This is a genomic window from Pseudomonas sp. UMAB-40 (genome assembly GCF_900095275.1).
Lineage (GTDB): Bacteria > Pseudomonadota > Gammaproteobacteria > Pseudomonadales > Pseudomonadaceae > Aquipseudomonas > Aquipseudomonas mandelii_B.
In genome coordinates this window covers 132,713-147,816 of the sequence record NZ_LT607565.1, presented here as the reverse complement: position 1 = coordinate 147,816, position 15,104 = coordinate 132,713, and the positions used below count along the sequence as shown (strand labels likewise).

General features: G+C 59.9%; 12 protein-coding genes. 5 read left to right on the top strand and 7 right to left on the bottom strand.

From position 1 onward, the window contains the following. Positions 1 to 186: 186 nt before the first annotated feature. The 3 genes from mfd to K0F88_RS21200 are packed head-to-tail and all read left to right on the top strand — an operon-like array spanning position 187 to position 6,917. A complete protein-coding gene (mfd, locus tag K0F88_RS21210) occupies positions 187 to 3,636 on the top strand; it encodes a transcription-repair coupling factor (RefSeq protein ID WP_219096442.1) in 3,450 nt (1,149 codons plus the stop codon). A gap of 10 nt (positions 3,637 to 3,646) precedes the next feature. Then, positions 3,647 to 4,213 (top strand): CsiV family protein, encoded by a 567-nt coding sequence (locus K0F88_RS21205; RefSeq protein WP_094471531.1) that lies wholly within the window; start codon positions 3,647 to 3,649, stop codon positions 4,211 to 4,213. 10 nt (positions 4,214 to 4,223) lie between these two features. Then, positions 4,224 to 6,917 carry a DEAD/DEAH box helicase gene (locus K0F88_RS21200; RefSeq protein WP_219096440.1) on the top strand — a complete coding sequence of 898 codons (2,694 nt, stop codon included), beginning with the start codon at positions 4,224 to 4,226 and terminating at the stop codon, positions 6,915 to 6,917. 114 nt (positions 6,918 to 7,031) lie between these two features. Here the strand turns inward: K0F88_RS21200 and K0F88_RS21195 are convergent, their stop codons facing one another. From K0F88_RS21195 to K0F88_RS21185, 3 genes are all read right to left on the bottom strand, one after another. Further along, on the bottom strand, positions 7,032 to 7,769 hold the full coding sequence (locus K0F88_RS21195) for an S-methyl-5'-thioinosine phosphorylase (RefSeq protein ID WP_094471528.1): 738 nt from the start codon (positions 7,767 to 7,769) through the stop codon (positions 7,032 to 7,034). 12 nt (positions 7,770 to 7,781) lie between these two features. Beyond that, positions 7,782 to 8,780 (bottom strand): beta-N-acetylhexosaminidase, encoded by a 999-nt coding sequence (gene nagZ / locus K0F88_RS21190; RefSeq protein ID WP_219096464.1) that lies wholly within the window; start codon positions 8,778 to 8,780, stop codon positions 7,782 to 7,784. A gap of 170 nt (positions 8,781 to 8,950) precedes the next feature. After that, the gene (locus tag K0F88_RS21185) at positions 8,951 to 9,658 is read right to left on the bottom strand and encodes a TetR/AcrR family transcriptional regulator (protein ID WP_219096438.1); all 708 of its coding nucleotides are present in this window, start codon (positions 9,656 to 9,658) and stop codon (positions 8,951 to 8,953) included. 229 nt (positions 9,659 to 9,887) lie between these two features. On the opposite strand from K0F88_RS21185, the gene lexA reads away from it, so the two are divergent. Further along, positions 9,888 to 10,496, top strand: coding sequence for a transcriptional repressor LexA (lexA, locus tag K0F88_RS21180; protein ID WP_046026989.1), 609 nt, complete (start codon positions 9,888 to 9,890; stop codon positions 10,494 to 10,496). Positions 10,497 to 10,506: 10 nt separating this feature from the next. Next, entirely contained in the window at positions 10,507 to 10,980 is a 474-nt protein-coding gene (gene sulA / locus K0F88_RS21175) for an SOS-induced cell division inhibitor SulA (protein ID WP_083376186.1), read from the top strand. A 93-nt stretch (positions 10,981 to 11,073) separates the two neighbouring features. Here sulA and K0F88_RS21170 read toward each other — a convergent pair whose 3' ends face one another. The 4 genes from K0F88_RS21170 to K0F88_RS21155 form a co-directional block, all read right to left on the bottom strand. After that, a complete protein-coding gene (locus tag K0F88_RS21170) occupies positions 11,074 to 11,307 on the bottom strand; it encodes a hypothetical protein (RefSeq protein WP_010456352.1) in 234 nt (77 codons plus the stop codon). A 106-nt stretch (positions 11,308 to 11,413) separates the two neighbouring features. Continuing rightward, positions 11,414 to 11,938 (bottom strand): DUF6586 family protein, encoded by a 525-nt coding sequence (locus K0F88_RS21165; protein ID WP_219096436.1) that lies wholly within the window; start codon positions 11,936 to 11,938, stop codon positions 11,414 to 11,416. A 141-nt stretch (positions 11,939 to 12,079) separates the two neighbouring features. Continuing rightward, positions 12,080 to 14,707 carry a type I DNA topoisomerase gene (gene topA / locus K0F88_RS21160; RefSeq protein WP_219096434.1) on the bottom strand — a complete coding sequence of 876 codons (2,628 nt, stop codon included), beginning with the start codon at positions 14,705 to 14,707 and terminating at the stop codon, positions 12,080 to 12,082. A gap of 114 nt (positions 14,708 to 14,821) precedes the next feature. After that, positions 14,822 to 15,058: a DUF1653 domain-containing protein gene (locus tag K0F88_RS21155; protein ID WP_219096432.1), complete on the bottom strand. Its 237-nt coding sequence runs from the start codon at positions 15,056 to 15,058 to the stop codon at positions 14,822 to 14,824. Positions 15,059 to 15,104: the final 46 nt, after the last annotated feature.

Genomic DNA, 15,104 nt, shown 5'->3' with positions numbered 1-15,104 from the left:
ACCCTCCGTAACACCCGGTCGTTTTGCCACTACATAATCATCAATTTCCGGTAAAAAACCGGCGGATTTTGTCTTTACCACTACATTTCGCCAAACCGGCGTAATAGACATATCTGCAACTGACAGGCGGCACTCGGGGCCGCTACAATTACCGACTTTGTCGCAACGCTTGGAGCTCAACCTTCCGTGCCCGTTCTGCGTCTACCGCTTCTCCCTGCCGCGGCAGGTAAACAGCACTGGGGCAACCTGCCCGGTGCCGCCCTGAGCCTGGCCATCGCCGAGGCTGCCAGCGCTGCCAAGCGCTTTACCCTGCTGCTGACCGCCGACAGCCAAAGTGCCGAACGGCTGGAGCAGGAGCTGAGTTTCTTCGCCCCGGATTTGCCCGTGCTGCATTTCCCGGACTGGGAAACCCTGCCTTACGATCTGTTTTCGCCACACCAGGACATCATTTCCCAGCGCATCGCGGCCTTGTACAGGTTGCCGGAGCTGAGCCATGGCGTATTGGTCGTGCCAATCACCACCGCGCTGCATCGCCTGGCGCCGACCAAGTTCCTGCTTGGCAGCAGCCTGGTGCTGGACGTTGGCCAGAAGCTCGACGTCGAGCAAATGCGCACCCGGCTTGAAGCCAGCGGCTATCGCTACGTCGACACGGTGTACGAACACGGCGAATTCACCGTCCGCGGCTCGTTGATTGACCTGTTCCCGATGGGCAGCAAACTGCCCTTCCGTATCGACTTGTTCGACGACGAAATCGAGACGCTGCGTACCTTCGATCCGGAAAACCAACGTTCCATCGATAAAGTCGACACCGTTCGCCTGCTGCCCGCGCGGGAATTCCCGCTGCAAAAAGATGCGGTTACCCGCTTCAAGGCGCGCTTTCGTGAGCGTTTCGATGTCGACTTCCGTCGCTGCCCGATCTTCCAGGATTTGAGCAGCGGGATTACACCGGCCGGTATCGAGTACTACCTGCCGCTGTTCTTCGATGAAACCTCGACGCTGTTCGATTACCTGCCCCATGACACGCAGGTGTTTTCCCTGCCGGGCATCGAGCAGGCGGCGGAAAACTTCTGGAACGACGTGCGCAATCGCTACGAAGAACGCCGCGTCGATCCATCCCGTCCTTTATTGCCACCGGCCGAGCTGTTCCTGCCGGTGGAAGACTGCTTTGCGCGCCTGAAGAACTGGCCGCGCGTGGTAGCCAGTCAGCAGGACGTGGAAACCGGCGTTGGCCGCGAGCGCTTCCCGGCGCGTGAACTGCCGAATCTGGCCATCGAAGCCAAGGCCACTCAGCCGTTGGCGGCGCTGGCCGGTTTCCTCGACGAGTTCCCCGGGCGCGTGCTGTTTACCGCCGAGTCCGCGGGCCGTCGTGAAGTGCTGCTGGAATTGCTCGAGCGCCTGAAGCTGCGACCGAAAACCGTCGACAGCTGGCCGGACTTCGTCGCGAGCAAGGAGCGCCTGGCGATCACCATCGCGCCGCTCGACGAAGGTCTGGTACTCGATGACCCGGCCCTGGCCCTAGTGGCCGAAAGCCCGTTGTTCGGTCAGCGCGTGATGCAACGTCGTCGCCGCGAAAAACGCGCCGACGCCAACAACGATGCGGTCATCAAGAACCTTACCGAGCTGCGTGAAGGTGCGCCGGTGGTGCACATCGATCACGGCGTCGGTCGCTATCTGGGTCTGGCGACCCTGGAAATCGACGATCAGGCTGCCGAGTTCCTCACGCTGCAATACGCAGAGGGCGCCAAGCTCTACGTGCCGGTGGCCAACCTGCACCTGATCGCGCGTTACACCGGTAGCGACGATGCCTTGGCCCCGCTGCACCGCCTCGGCTCGGAAACCTGGCAAAAAGCCAAACGCAAGGCCGCCGAGCAAGTGCGCGACGTCGCCGCCGAGTTGCTCGACATCTATGCCCGTCGCGCCGCTCGCGAAGGTTATGCCTTCGAAGACCCGAAAGCCGATTACGCGACGTTCAGCGCCGGGTTCCCGTTCGAAGAAACCCCGGATCAGCAAACCACCATCGACGCAGTCCGCGCCGACATGCTCGCACCGAAGCCCATGGACCGCCTGGTCTGCGGCGATGTAGGTTTCGGCAAGACCGAAGTGGCCATGCGCGCGGCGTTCATCGCGGTGCACGGCGGTCGTCAGGTGGCGATTCTGGTGCCGACCACCCTCCTCGCCCAGCAGCATTACAACAGCTTCCGCGACCGCTTCGCCGATTGGCCGGTGAGCGTGGAAGTAATGAGCCGCTTCAAGTCGACCAAGGAAGTGAATGCCGCCATCGCTGACTTGGCGGAAGGCAAGATCGACATCGTCATCGGCACTCATAAACTGCTGTCCGACGATGTAAAAATCAAAAACCTGGGGCTGGTGATCATCGACGAAGAGCACCGTTTTGGTGTCCGTCAAAAAGAACAGCTCAAAGCGCTGCGCAGTGAAGTCGACATTCTTACCCTGACCGCCACGCCGATTCCGCGCACGCTGAACATGGCAGTGTCGGGCATGCGCGACCTGTCGATCATTGCCACGCCGCCGGCCCGTCGCCTGTCGGTGCGGACCTTCGTCATGGAGCAGAACAAGAGCACGGTCAAAGAGGCCCTGCTGCGAGAGTTGCTGCGCGGCGGTCAGGTCTACTACCTGCACAACGACGTGAAGACCATCGAGAAATGCGCCGCCGACCTCGCCGAACTGGTGCCGGAAGCGCGGATCGGCATCGGCCACGGGCAAATGCGCGAACGCGATCTCGAACAGGTGATGAGCGACTTTTATCACAAGCGCTTCAATGTGCTGATTGCCTCGACCATCATCGAGACCGGCATCGACGTGCCGAGCGCCAACACCATCATCATCGAGCGTGCCGACAAATTCGGCCTGGCGCAGCTGCACCAATTGCGTGGCCGGGTTGGTCGCAGTCACCACCAGGCTTACGCTTATTTGCTGACGCCGCCGCGTCAGCAGATCACTCCAGACGCGGAAAAGCGTCTGGAAGCGATCGCCAACACCCAGGACCTCGGTGCGGGCTTCGTGCTTGCCACCAACGACCTGGAAATCCGTGGCGCCGGCGAACTGCTGGGCGACGGTCAGAGCGGTCAGATCCAGGCGGTCGGTTTCACCCTGTACATGGAAATGCTCGAACGCGCGGTGAAGTCGATCCGCAAGGGCGAACAACCGAACCTCGATCAGCCGCTGGGCGGTGGCCCGGAGGTCAACTTGCGCGTCCCGGCGTTGATTCCCGAAGCCTACTTGCCGGACGTGCATGCCCGACTGATTCTCTACAAACGCATTGCCTCGGCCACCGATGAGGAAGGCCTCAAGGACCTGCAAGTGGAGATGATCGACCGTTTCGGCCTGCTGCCGGAGCCGACGAAGAACCTGATGCGCATCACCGCATTGAAGTTGCAGGCCGAACTGCTGGGCATCAAGAAAGTCGACGGTGGCCCGCAGGGCGGCCGGATCGAGTTCGCGGCGCAGACCCCGGTCGACCCGCTGACCCTGATCAAACTGATCCAGGGTCAGCCCAAACGCTACAAATTCGAAGGTGCCACGATGTTTAAATTCATGGTCCCGATGGAGCGCCCGGAAGAGCGCTTTAATACTGTAGAGGCGCTGCTTGAGTGCCTCATTCCAAAAACTGCTTGAAGGACGCCGCATGCGCCTGTTTCGTTTACTGACCGTGTTGATAACCTTGGTCGCCCCTACGGCATATGCCGATGACCTGTATCAGATTGAAATGATTCTGGTCCGCCAAAACGCCGTGCCCGCCATTGTTAGCCGCGCCGCTCCGGAAGACTGGAATGCCGGCGCCAAGCCGATCAGCCCGGACAGCCTGCGCACGCCGAGCCTCAATGGCGAAGTGGAAAAGCTCACCGCCAGCAACGAATACACCGTTTTGCTGCACAAGGCCTGGCAGCAGACTCTCGGTGAAGAGGCCACTAAGGTCGCAATCAGCGAAGGCACCGAACAATTTGGCCAGTTCCCGATCGAGGGCACGCTGAGCTTGAAACTCGGACGCTTCACCGACGTTGACGCCGATTTCTGGGTCAACCAGATCGACGCCAACGGCATGGTGACCGCCAGCGAACGCCTGAAACAGGAAAGCCATACCAAGAACGGCCAGCTGAACTTCCTCGACAATGGCCACCTGGCTCTGCTGATCAAGATCACCTCGCTCACCGCCCCTGCGCCTCGGCCAGTCCCCGATGAAATTCCGGACTGATTGAGTCCATATGTCAGCGACCCTGAGCAAACCCCTGGCACCTTCCTGGGTCAGCCGATTCAAGGAACAGAGCCTGGAGCGTGGCCGTCGCTACGCGCTGGAGAACCGCGTCAGGATCGTCGAAGCCGGCGATGCCACGATCGTCGCCGCTTGCGAAGGCTCTGGCGGTAACGTTTACCGCCAGACCATTCGCCTGCGCGAGTCGGCCAAAGCGACCTTGCTAATGGTCGATGCAACGTGCACTTGCCCGGTTCACGTCAACTGCAAACATTGTGCGGCCGTACTGCTGAAAGTCCAGGACACCCTGGCCTATCCCGCCGCCGCACAAGACGCCGAGCTGCTGGAAAAACTTCAGGCGGTGCTGGAAAACCGCAGCCCGAAGGCGCCTCCGCAAGTGCTGGTAGATAACGTGCAACCGATACCGCGCCTGTGGCTGGCGAGCATCGAGTTCAGCGCCTTCGAACCGCGCAACGGCAAGATGCAGCGCTATATCCAGCATCGTGCGGCGCTGTCGTTCAGCTATCTGGATGAATACGTTTCCGGGCAGAAGAACGCCGACGTCCTGATTCGCCAGGAAACCCAGACGCTGCGGATAAAACGCCACCCGGAAGTTGAACAGACTTACCGGGAGCAGCTACGAATCCTCGGCTTCAAAGTCGCCACCCGCCAGAGCAAAGCCCTGCCGGAAAGTGCGGGCGAACTTTATGAGATGGTCAACGACAGCGCCTGGCTGACTTTCACCCTCAACGAACTGCCGAAGCTGCGCACTCAAGGCTGGGAGCTGCAGATCGACGAAGATTTCGGTTTCGACCTGACCGCCGTGGACGACTGGTACGCCACCGTCGAACAGGCGCCGGAGCGCGACTGGTTTGACCTGGAACTGGGGATCATCGTCAATGGCGAGCGCCTGAGTCTGCTGCCAATCCTGCTCAACCTGATGCGCTCTCACACCGAAATCCTCAATCCAGAACGCCTCGCCCGCCGACGCGACGACGAACTGATTCTGGTGAATATCCCCAACCGCCCGAATTCCGAGTACGGCCCTTTGCAGGTCGCCCTGCCCTTCGGCCGGTTGAAACCGGTGTTGGCGACACTTGGCGAGTTCTACCTGCAAGAACCCGGCGAAACCACGCTGCGCCTGAGTAAGGCCGACGCCACGCGCCTGAATCCGCTGGAAGGCATGCCGCTGCTTTGGGAAGGTGGCGAGCAGATCCGCACGTTTGCCCAGCGCCTGCGGGACATCAAGGACTACACCGCGACAGCCCCCGAAGGCTTGAACGCGACCTTGCGCCCGTATCAGCTGGAGGGCTTGAGCTGGATGCAGTCGCTACGGCAACTGGAAGTCGGCGGGATTCTCGCGGACGACATGGGCCTGGGAAAAACCCTACAGACCCTGGCGCATATTCTCAGCGAGAAAATCGCCGGACGCCTCGACCGGCCGTGCATGGTGGTGATGCCCACCAGCCTGATCCCGAACTGGCTCGATGAAGCCGCGCACTTCACGCCTCAACTCAAAGTGCTGGCGCTGTACGGCGCCAGTCGCAAAAAGCATTTTGACCACTTGGCCGATTACGACCTGATCCTCACCACCTATGCACTGCTGCCCAAGGACGTCGAACGTCTGACCGCACAACCCCTGCATGTGCTGGTGCTGGATGAGGCGCAGTACATCAAGAATCCGAACAGCAAGGCCGCTCAGGCTGCGCGCGAACTGAATGCTCGCCAGCGCCTGTGCCTGAGTGGCACGCCGCTGGAAAACCACTTGGGAGAACTGTGGTCGCTGTTCCACTTCCTCTTGCCTGGCTGGCTTGGTGACGTTAAAAGCTTCAACCGCGATTACCGCGTACCGATTGAAAAACGCGCCAGTGAAGTCAGGCTCCAGCACCTCAACGGTCGGATCAAACCGTTCCTGCTACGCAGGACAAAGGAGCAGGTCGCGACGGAACTGCCGCCGAAGACCGAAATCATCCACTGGGTCGAACTCAACGAAGCCCAGCGCGACGTGTACGAAACCATGCGCCTGGCCATGGACAAGAAAGTCCGCGATGAAATCACCCGCAAAGGCGTGGCCCGCAGTCAGATCATCATCCTCGAAGCGCTGCTCAAACTGCGCCAGGTGTGCTGCGATTTACGCCTGGTCAGCGATGCCGTGCCGCCGACTCGCGGCAGCACCTCGGGCAAGCTCGACAGCCTGATGGAAATGCTGGATGAGTTGTTTGAGGAAGGTCGGCGGATTTTGCTGTTTTCGCAGTTCACGTCGATGCTGGCGTTGATCGAGGTCGAACTGAAGAAACGCGGTGTTGAATACGCGCTGCTGACGGGACAGACCCGTGACCGCCGCGCCCCCGTGAAGGACTTTCAGAGCGGCAAGCGTCAAATCTTTCTGATCAGCTTGAAGGCAGGCGGTGTCGGTTTGAACCTGACGGAAGCGGATACGGTGATCCACTACGATCCGTGGTGGAACCCGGCGACGGAAAATCAGGCGACTGACCGGGCGTATCGCATCGGCCAGGAGAAACCGGTGTTCGTCTACAAGATGATTGCCCGCGGCACGGTGGAAGAGAAAATTCAGCACCTGCAAAAGGAAAAATCCGACCTGGCGGCCGGTGTCCTGGATGGGCGCAAGACTGGCGACTGGAAGTTGCAGAGCGATGATATTGAAGCGTTGTTTGCGCCGTTGCCGGATAAGCTCGAGAAGCGCTGAGATCTGTGTCTCCTGGTAGATCGCCTTCGCGAGCAGGCTCGCTCCCACAGAGTAATCGCGAAATCTGTGGGAGCGAGCCTGCTCGCGATCGGGTCGACTCGGTATTACGACTAATTAGCCCCTGAGCACCCGAGCCAACGTCGACTTGACCTTGCCCATCCCGTCCTGCAACGCCTGCTCGATCTCGGCCATGGTGATCACCGCCGTGGACTTGCCCGCTGCCGGGTTCACCACCAGCGCCAGACACGCATAATCCAGTTCCAGCTCACGCGCCAACGCCGCTTCCGGCATGCCGGTCATGCCGACAATGTCGCAGCCGTCGCGTTCCAGTTTCGCGATTTCAGCGACGGTCTCCAGACGTGGACCCTGGGTGCAAGCGTAGACGCCCTGACTGCTGTAATCGACGCCTTCAGCCGCCAGCGCCGCGATCAATTGCTGACGCAACGGTTCGCTGTAGGGATAGCTGAAGTCGATGTGGGTGACGTGTTCCAGGTCATCGGCGAAATAGGTGTGTTCGCGACCGCTGGTGTAATCGATCAACTGATGCGGCACGCAGAAATGTCCGGTGCCCATCGCGGCATGAATTCCGCCCACGGCGTTGACCGCAAGGATCGCTTCGGCGCCGGCCTGTTTCAGCGCCCAAAGGTTGGCGCGGTAGTTCACCTGATGCGGCGGAAAACGGTGCGGGTGGCCGTGACGGGCGAGGAACAGCACTTCCTTGCCGGCGTACTCACCAATCTGCACGTCGGCCGAAGGCGGGCCATAGGGCGTGTCCACCGCCAATGACTGACGAATGTTCAGGCCTTCGAGTTGAGTCAGGCCGGTGCCACCGATAATCGCGTAAACCGTCATAACGAAACGTCCTTAATCAATCAGTTGAGCTTCTTTAAGCGCGCCGATGGCGGTCAGCCAGCGCGGGTTCTGACGGTATTCAGTGTTGGCATAAGACTGGCCACGCATCCGCGCAATGCGCTCGGACGGTTTGACCTTCAAGCGCTGGGCAGCGCTCAAAGCCAGCTCCGCTGCAGCGCGATCGTTGCACACCAGGCCCATGTCGCAGCCGGCGGTCAACGCAGCTTCGATACGGCTGGCGGCATCGCCAACCACGTGGGCGCCGGCCATGGACAGGTCGTCGCTGAAGATCACACCATCAAATTGCAGCTCGCCGCGCAGGATGTCCTGCAACCAGCGGCGGGAGAAACCGGCTGGTTGGGAATCGACTTGCGGGTAAATAACGTGGGCTGGCATGACGGCGGCCAGTTGCTTGCTCAATCTGGCGAACGGCACCAGGTCGTTGGCGCGGATTTCATCGAGGCTGCGTTCGTCGTTCGGGATCGCGACGTGGGAATCCGCCTCCGCCCAGCCGTGGCCGGGGAAATGCTTGCCGGTGGCGGCCATGCCGGCGCTGTTCATGCCGCGAATGAATGCACCCGCCAGCAGTGCTGCGCGCTCCGGGTCACCTTCAAACGAACGGGTGCCGACGACGGCGCTGCGCTGGTAATCCAGGTCCAGCACCGGGGCGAAACTCAGGTCGAGGCCGACGGTCAGCACTTCGGTGGCCATGATCCAGCCGCACTGCTCGGCCAGGTATTCGGCGTTCGGATTGTCGGCGATGGCGCGCATGGCCGGCAGTCGCACGAAACCCTGGCGCAGACGCTGAACGCGACCGCCTTCCTGATCCACCGCCAGCAGCAGATCGGGACGAATGGCGCGGATCGCAGCGCTCAACTCGCGCACTTGTCGCGGGTTTTCGATGTTACGGGCGAAAATGATCAGGCCGCCCACTTCGGGCTGACGCAACAATTGGCGATCTTCAGCCGTCAGCCACGTACCGGCGACGTCCACCATCAACGAGCCTTGCAGGCCAGCAGTCATAGAGATTCCTTGATAACGAAAAACCCGGCTCGCACGCGTTCGCCGCCTTGGGCTGTGCCCGGCAGGTCGGCGATATCAATGGGGAGCTGGTTCAGAACGAGAGTCGGCATGGGCGGCTAGCTTAGCGGATGTCAGGCGCCGCGCCCACCCGTGCGCAGCTAAACCTTGGCGGCAGCCGGGGCCGACTTGCTGCGCGGACGCAGTTGCGCAGTGGCCATGGCCGCGTCGGTGACGCCGGTTTCGGCACGCATGCCCGCGGCCAGGAAGGGCACCATCAGACGCATCACTTGCTCAATGGAGGTGTTAACGCCGAAATCGGTCTCGGCAATGGCCCGCAACGCCTTGATCCCCGACATGCTGAACGCCGCGGCGCCGAGCATGAAGTGCACGCGCCAGAACAGTTCGATCGGCGGAATACGCGGCGCAGCTTCGTTGACCAGCGTCATGTAGCGGCGGAACACCTTGCCGTACATGTCTTCCAGATAACGACGCAGGTGGCCCTGGCTCTGACTGAACGCCAACCCCAACAAGCGCATGAAGATAGACAGATCGTTGCCGCTGCGCGGCTGCACGACGAGGGCTTGCTCAACGAGAATTTCGAGCAGCTCTTCGAGTGTCGGCTTGTTTTCAGGCTTGGACTGGCGCCGCTCCAGCTCTTTATCAAGGCTCAGGCAAAACGGCCCGAGAAAGCGCGAGAAGACAGCCTGGATCAGCGCCTTCTTCGAACCGAAGTGATAATTCACTGCTGCCAGATTGACACCGGCTTTGCTGGTAATCAGGCGTAACGAGGTTTCGGCGAAACCTTTTTCCGCGAACAACTGCTCGGCAGCATCAAGAATGCGTTCAACGGTTTCCGACTGGGCCATGGCTACTCCGCCTGACAAACACTTGTTTGAAACATACGTTTCAGCCTGTGCGTTGTCAAGCCTGCCGGTTCGTTTTGGGAATGGTCGGTCAGCTATTTAACCATACATCGGCGAGGCTTTAATCAGCCGGCTGATCGACCGTCCAGCGGCCGGCGAAAAAAGGGGCATTGCCAAGACCGTTTCACTGTATATAATCCCAGTCACTGTATAAAAAGACAGAGCGATCAATATGCTAAAGCTGACGCCACGCCAAGCAGAGATTCTGGCCTTCATCAAACGCTGCCTCGAAGACAACGGCTATCCACCGACCCGTGCGGAAATCGCTCAGGAACTGGGTTTCAAATCGCCCAACGCGGCGGAAGAGCACCTCAAGGCGCTGGCCCGCAAGGGTGCGATCGAAATGACCCCGGGCGCTTCCCGCGGCATTCGCATCCCGGGCTTCGAAGCCAAGGCCGATGACTCCACCCTGCCGATCATTGGCCGAGTGGCTGCCGGTGCGCCGATTCTGGCCCAGCAGCACATCGAGGAGTCCTGCAACATCAACCCTGCCTTTTTCCATCCACGCGCTGACTATCTGCTGCGCGTTCATGGCATGAGCATGAAGGACGTCGGCATCTTCGACGGCGACCTGCTGGCCGTCCACACCACCAGGGAAGCCCGCAATGGCCAGATCGTCGTGGCGCGGATCGGTGACGAAGTGACCGTCAAGCGCTTCAAGCGCGATGGCAGCAAGGTCTGGTTGATTGCCGAAAACCCTGAATTCGCCCCTATCGAAGTCAACCTGAAAGATCAGGAACTGGTGATCGAAGGCTTGAGTGTCGGCGTCATTCGCCGCTAAAGGAGGCTTTATGCAGTTCCCACACACATCACAGCAAGCCCAACTGCCGTTGTTCGAGGCATTCATGGTGCAGCCGTTGGCCCCGATCCTGAAAGATGTGGTCGAGTCGCCCTGGAGCGCCGAGCCCGAAGTCTTCAGCGAGCTTTCACTGCGTGGTGCGGCCGGGAACTGCCTGAACCTTCTGGCGCCGATTCTTCGTGAATTGAGTCAGGATCAGGACGCGCGGTGGCTGACACTGATCGCCCCGCCCGCCAGCCTGACTCAGACGTGGTTGCGGGACGCCGGCCTTAACCGCGAACGCATCCTGCTGCTGCAACCTCGCGGCACTCAGAGCGCTCAGCAGTTGACCTGCGAAGCCTTGCGCCTGGGCCGCAGCCATACGGTTGTCAGCTGGCTCAACCCATTGAACGCAAACTCACGGCAACAGTTGATCAGCGCAGCCCGTACCGGAGATGCGCAGAGCCTGAATATTCGCTTGGGTTAATGTGTCAACAATGCGCGCTATGCATAGCGCGGGGCTTCTCAAAGGATAGAGAAGCCGGTTCGTAGCCGTATTAGCAGAAAGCGACGAATGGGATCAGTGGAGGACCCGCGAACTCTCATCCGTATTGAATTCGCCTTCAACCAGGCGTCCTGCCATCTGAACACCGACGCTCAACATCGCCTTGGCGACTTCCACGTGTTGGCCCTGCAGGAAAGCCTTGGCATCCTCGGAGAAATCCAAAGTAACCAGAGAACCCTCGTCCTCGGCCCTGCGCAGCTCGATCCGGCCGTCTGGTAACTCGACAATTTCTAGAAAGGACGTTGGCATAAAGGTCTGTTCTCCACGAAAGGCGGGGATTATATAGGCATCGGCCAGGCTTCGCTCGGTAACTTGACCAGCAGTGCTTTTAATCGCGCCGCCGGCTCTCAGTCGATCAACACTCGTTCAAGCCTTCGCGAAACCGGATCGCCAGCCCTTTGAGGTTCTGACGCCAGCTCTCCAGCTCTTCGCGACCCAATTCCTCAGGCGCGTCCTCTTCGTCCAGGTTAACGGCCAGGATGAGCGGCTGAGTCACGTCGCCCTTGGGCTTATGCGGAGCGCGAGGCGGTTGAAACATCGCCGCGTGAGCCGCCAGCAGCTTGGCCAGCCAGGTTTCCGGATTCTGGGCCAGCTCGAACATCTCAGCCATCTCGGGAATGGCGATGGCCTCCAGCACTTCGCGAGTCAGTAACATCTCTGCCCGAGGCGCATTGGCTTGAGGCAAGCGGTAGAAGCCGGCGATTTCATGGCACAGCCCCAGCAACGCACCGTACAGGTGAAACAACGCCGACTCGCGCCCAGCCTGAATCAGCGCCAGGGAATTCATCGCCCGCCCCTCTTCGGCCTTGGCGAGCGCTTCCAGCGACAGGCCGGCGAAATAAATCTTCTGGTTGGTACGGGTATAGAGTTCGTGGGCCATGACGGCAGCCTCCACAACGAAATAATTGCTTCACGCAGGTCAGACAGTGTCGTGGATCAGCCGATCTCACCGCAAGCACAAAACAAAAAGGCCGCATGAAAACCCGAGGGTTGTCATGCGGCCTTTTGTGTACAGCTTCTTTTACGCTTTGGCTGCCGGACGCTTGTCTTCGACCGTCCATTTGCCGCCGTCGTAGTACGCCTTCCAGCCAGTCGGCTTACCGTCGACTTCAGTCTGCACGTACTGTTCCTTGGTCTTGCGGCTGTAACGGATCACTGCGGGCAAGCCGTCCGGATCTTTCTTCGGTGCTTCGCAGAGGAAGTGGTACTTCGGATCAATCTCATCCTTGTGCGGCACAATCTCGATGACCAGCGGAGCACGCGTCTCGCGGTTTTTCGGGAATTGGCTGGCCGCCAGGAACAGGCCGGATGCGCCATCGCGCAAGATGTAGGTGTCGTTGACCTTTTCGCATTTCAGCTCAGGCATCTTCACCGGGTCCATCTTCGGCGGCGCCGCATCACCGCTTTTCAGCAGTTTGCGGGTATTTTTGCAAGTCGCGTTGGTGCAACCAAAGAACTTGCCGAAACGGCCGGTCTTGAGCTGCATCTCGCTGCCGCACTTGTCGCACTCCAGGCTCGGACCTTCGTAGCCCTTGATGCGGTAAGTGCCCTCTTCGATTTCATAACCAGCGCAATCCGGGTTGTTACCGCAGATGTGCAACTTGCGCTTCTCATCCAGCAGGTAAGCGTCCATCGCCGTGCTGCAGATCGGGCAACGGTGCTTGCCGCGCAGTACCAGGGATTCCGATTCACCCTCGTCGTCCGCCGCGATTTCATCGCCCGGTACCAGGTTGACGGTAGCCTTGCAGCGTTCTTTCGGCGGCAGGCTGTAACCCGAGCAACCCAGGAACACGCCGGTCGATGCAGTACGAATCTGCATCGGACGACCGCACAACACGCATGGAATGTCAGTCATCACCGGCTGGTTGGCGCGCATGCCGCCTTCGGCGCTTTCGGCTACTTCAAGTTTCTTCTTGAAGTCGCCGTAGAACTCGTCGAGCACGTTTTTCCAGTCGCGTTCGCCCTGGGCCACGTCATCGAGGTTCTCTTCCATGCCGGCGGTGAAGCCGTAGTCCATGAGATTGGAGAAGCTCTCGGCCAGACGCTCGGTCACGATGTCGCCCATCTTTTCCGAGTAGAAACGACGATTGTGCAGCGCAACGTAGCCACGGTCCTGGATGGTCGAAATGATCGCTGCGTAGGTCGAAGGACGACCGATGCCGCGTTTTTCCATTTCCTTGACCAGGCTCGCTTCCGAGTAACGCGCCGGTGGCTTGGTGAAGTGCTGGGTCGGATCAAGCTTGATCAGCTTCATCGCGTCGCCCTGGGCCATGTCCGGCAGCACGTCGTCATCGCCAGGCTTGGCAATTTGCGGCATGACGCGGGTGTAACCGTCGAACTTCAGGATGCGGCCCTTGGCGCGCAGCTCGAATTCGCCGGCACCGACGGTGACCGTGGTCGACAGGTATTGGGCCGGCAGCATCTGGCAAGCGAGGAACTGGCGCCAGATCAGCTCGTAGAGCCGCTCTGCATCACGTTCCATGCCCGACAACTTGCTTGGCTCGGTGTTGGCGTCAGACGGACGAATCGCTTCGTGAGCCTCTTGTGCGCCTTCCTTGCTGCTGTAGACATTCGGGTTTTCCGGCAGGTACTTCTTGCCGAACTCGCCTTCAATATAAGTGCGCGCCATCGTCACGGCATCGGCCGAGAGGTTGGTGGAATCGGTACGCATGTAAGTGATGTAGCCGGCTTCATACAGACGCTGGGCCATCATCATGGTTTTCTTCACGCCGAAGCCCAGGCGGTTACTCGCGGCCTGTTGCAGGGTGGACGTGATGAACGGTGCCGACGGCTTGCTGCTGGTCGGCTTGTCTTCGCGCTTGACGATGCTGTAGCTGGAAGCCTTGAGCTTCTCCAGCGCGGCCATGGCCTGGGCTTCGTTGAGCGGCTTGAAGGCTTCGCCTTTCTCGCGAGCCACGTCGAAGCGCACGGTGGCGCCCTTGGCGGTGCCGAGGTCGGCGTGGACCTCCCAGTATTCTTCGGGGTTGAACGCGCGGATTTCACGCTCACGCTCGACCACCAGCTTCACGGCAACCGATTGCACGCGACCGGCGGACAGGCCACGGGCGACCTTGGCCCACAGCAGCGGCGAAACCATGTAACCCACCACGCGGTCGAGGAAACGACGCGCCTGTTGTGCGTTGACACGGTCAATGTCCAGTTCGCCCGGTTTGGAGAAAGCTTCCTGAATCGCTTTCTTGGTGATTTCGTTGAACACCACGCGCTTGTAGCGGCTGTCGTCACCACCGATGGCTTCGCGCAGGTGCCAGGCAATGGCTTCCCCCTCGCGATCCAAGTCGGTTGCGAGATAGATGGTGTCAGCATCTTTGGCGAGCCGGCGCAGCTCTTCGATGACCTTTTCCTTGCCCGGGAGGATCTCGTACTTGGCTTTCCAGCCATGATCGGGATCGACACCCATGCGCGAGACCAGCTGCTTGCGCGCTTTCTCTTTCGGCGTGAGCACCGGACCTTCACCCGCGGCAGCCTTGCCACGCTTGGCGGCTGGCTCTTTGCTGGCGCTAGCCGAACCGCTGGTGGGCAGGTCTCGGATATGGCCGATACTCGACTTCACCACGTATTGGTTACCCAGATACTTGTTGATGGTCTTGGCCTTAGCCGGGGATTCCACAATGACCAGCGATTTGCCCATGGATCAGAAAATTCCTGAATTCTAGAAGTGAAAGGCGGTTGGCGCCTGACGCGGCACCGCTATATATAGTGGCTACAAGGTGAGGTCAAGCGCAGGGTCCTGCGCGCACTCAGCTTATGGCTTCGAAAAAAGGCTCGGTTCGGCTTGCACCAAAGCAAAGCGTGGCACCTGTTCGCCGTCAACCTCGACCGACTCCAGGAACATGCTCAAGGGACGCACCCAAAAGCCGTGATCGCCATACAGGGCTTGGTAGAAGACTACTTCTTCTTCAGTTTCCGAATGCCGCGCAATGCTGAATACGCGGTACTGCGGACCTTTGTAATGCTGGTAGAGCCCAGGTTGTATCGGCATGGTTTGGCCCTCACTCAAATCTTTTAAAAATAAAAACAAAAAATAA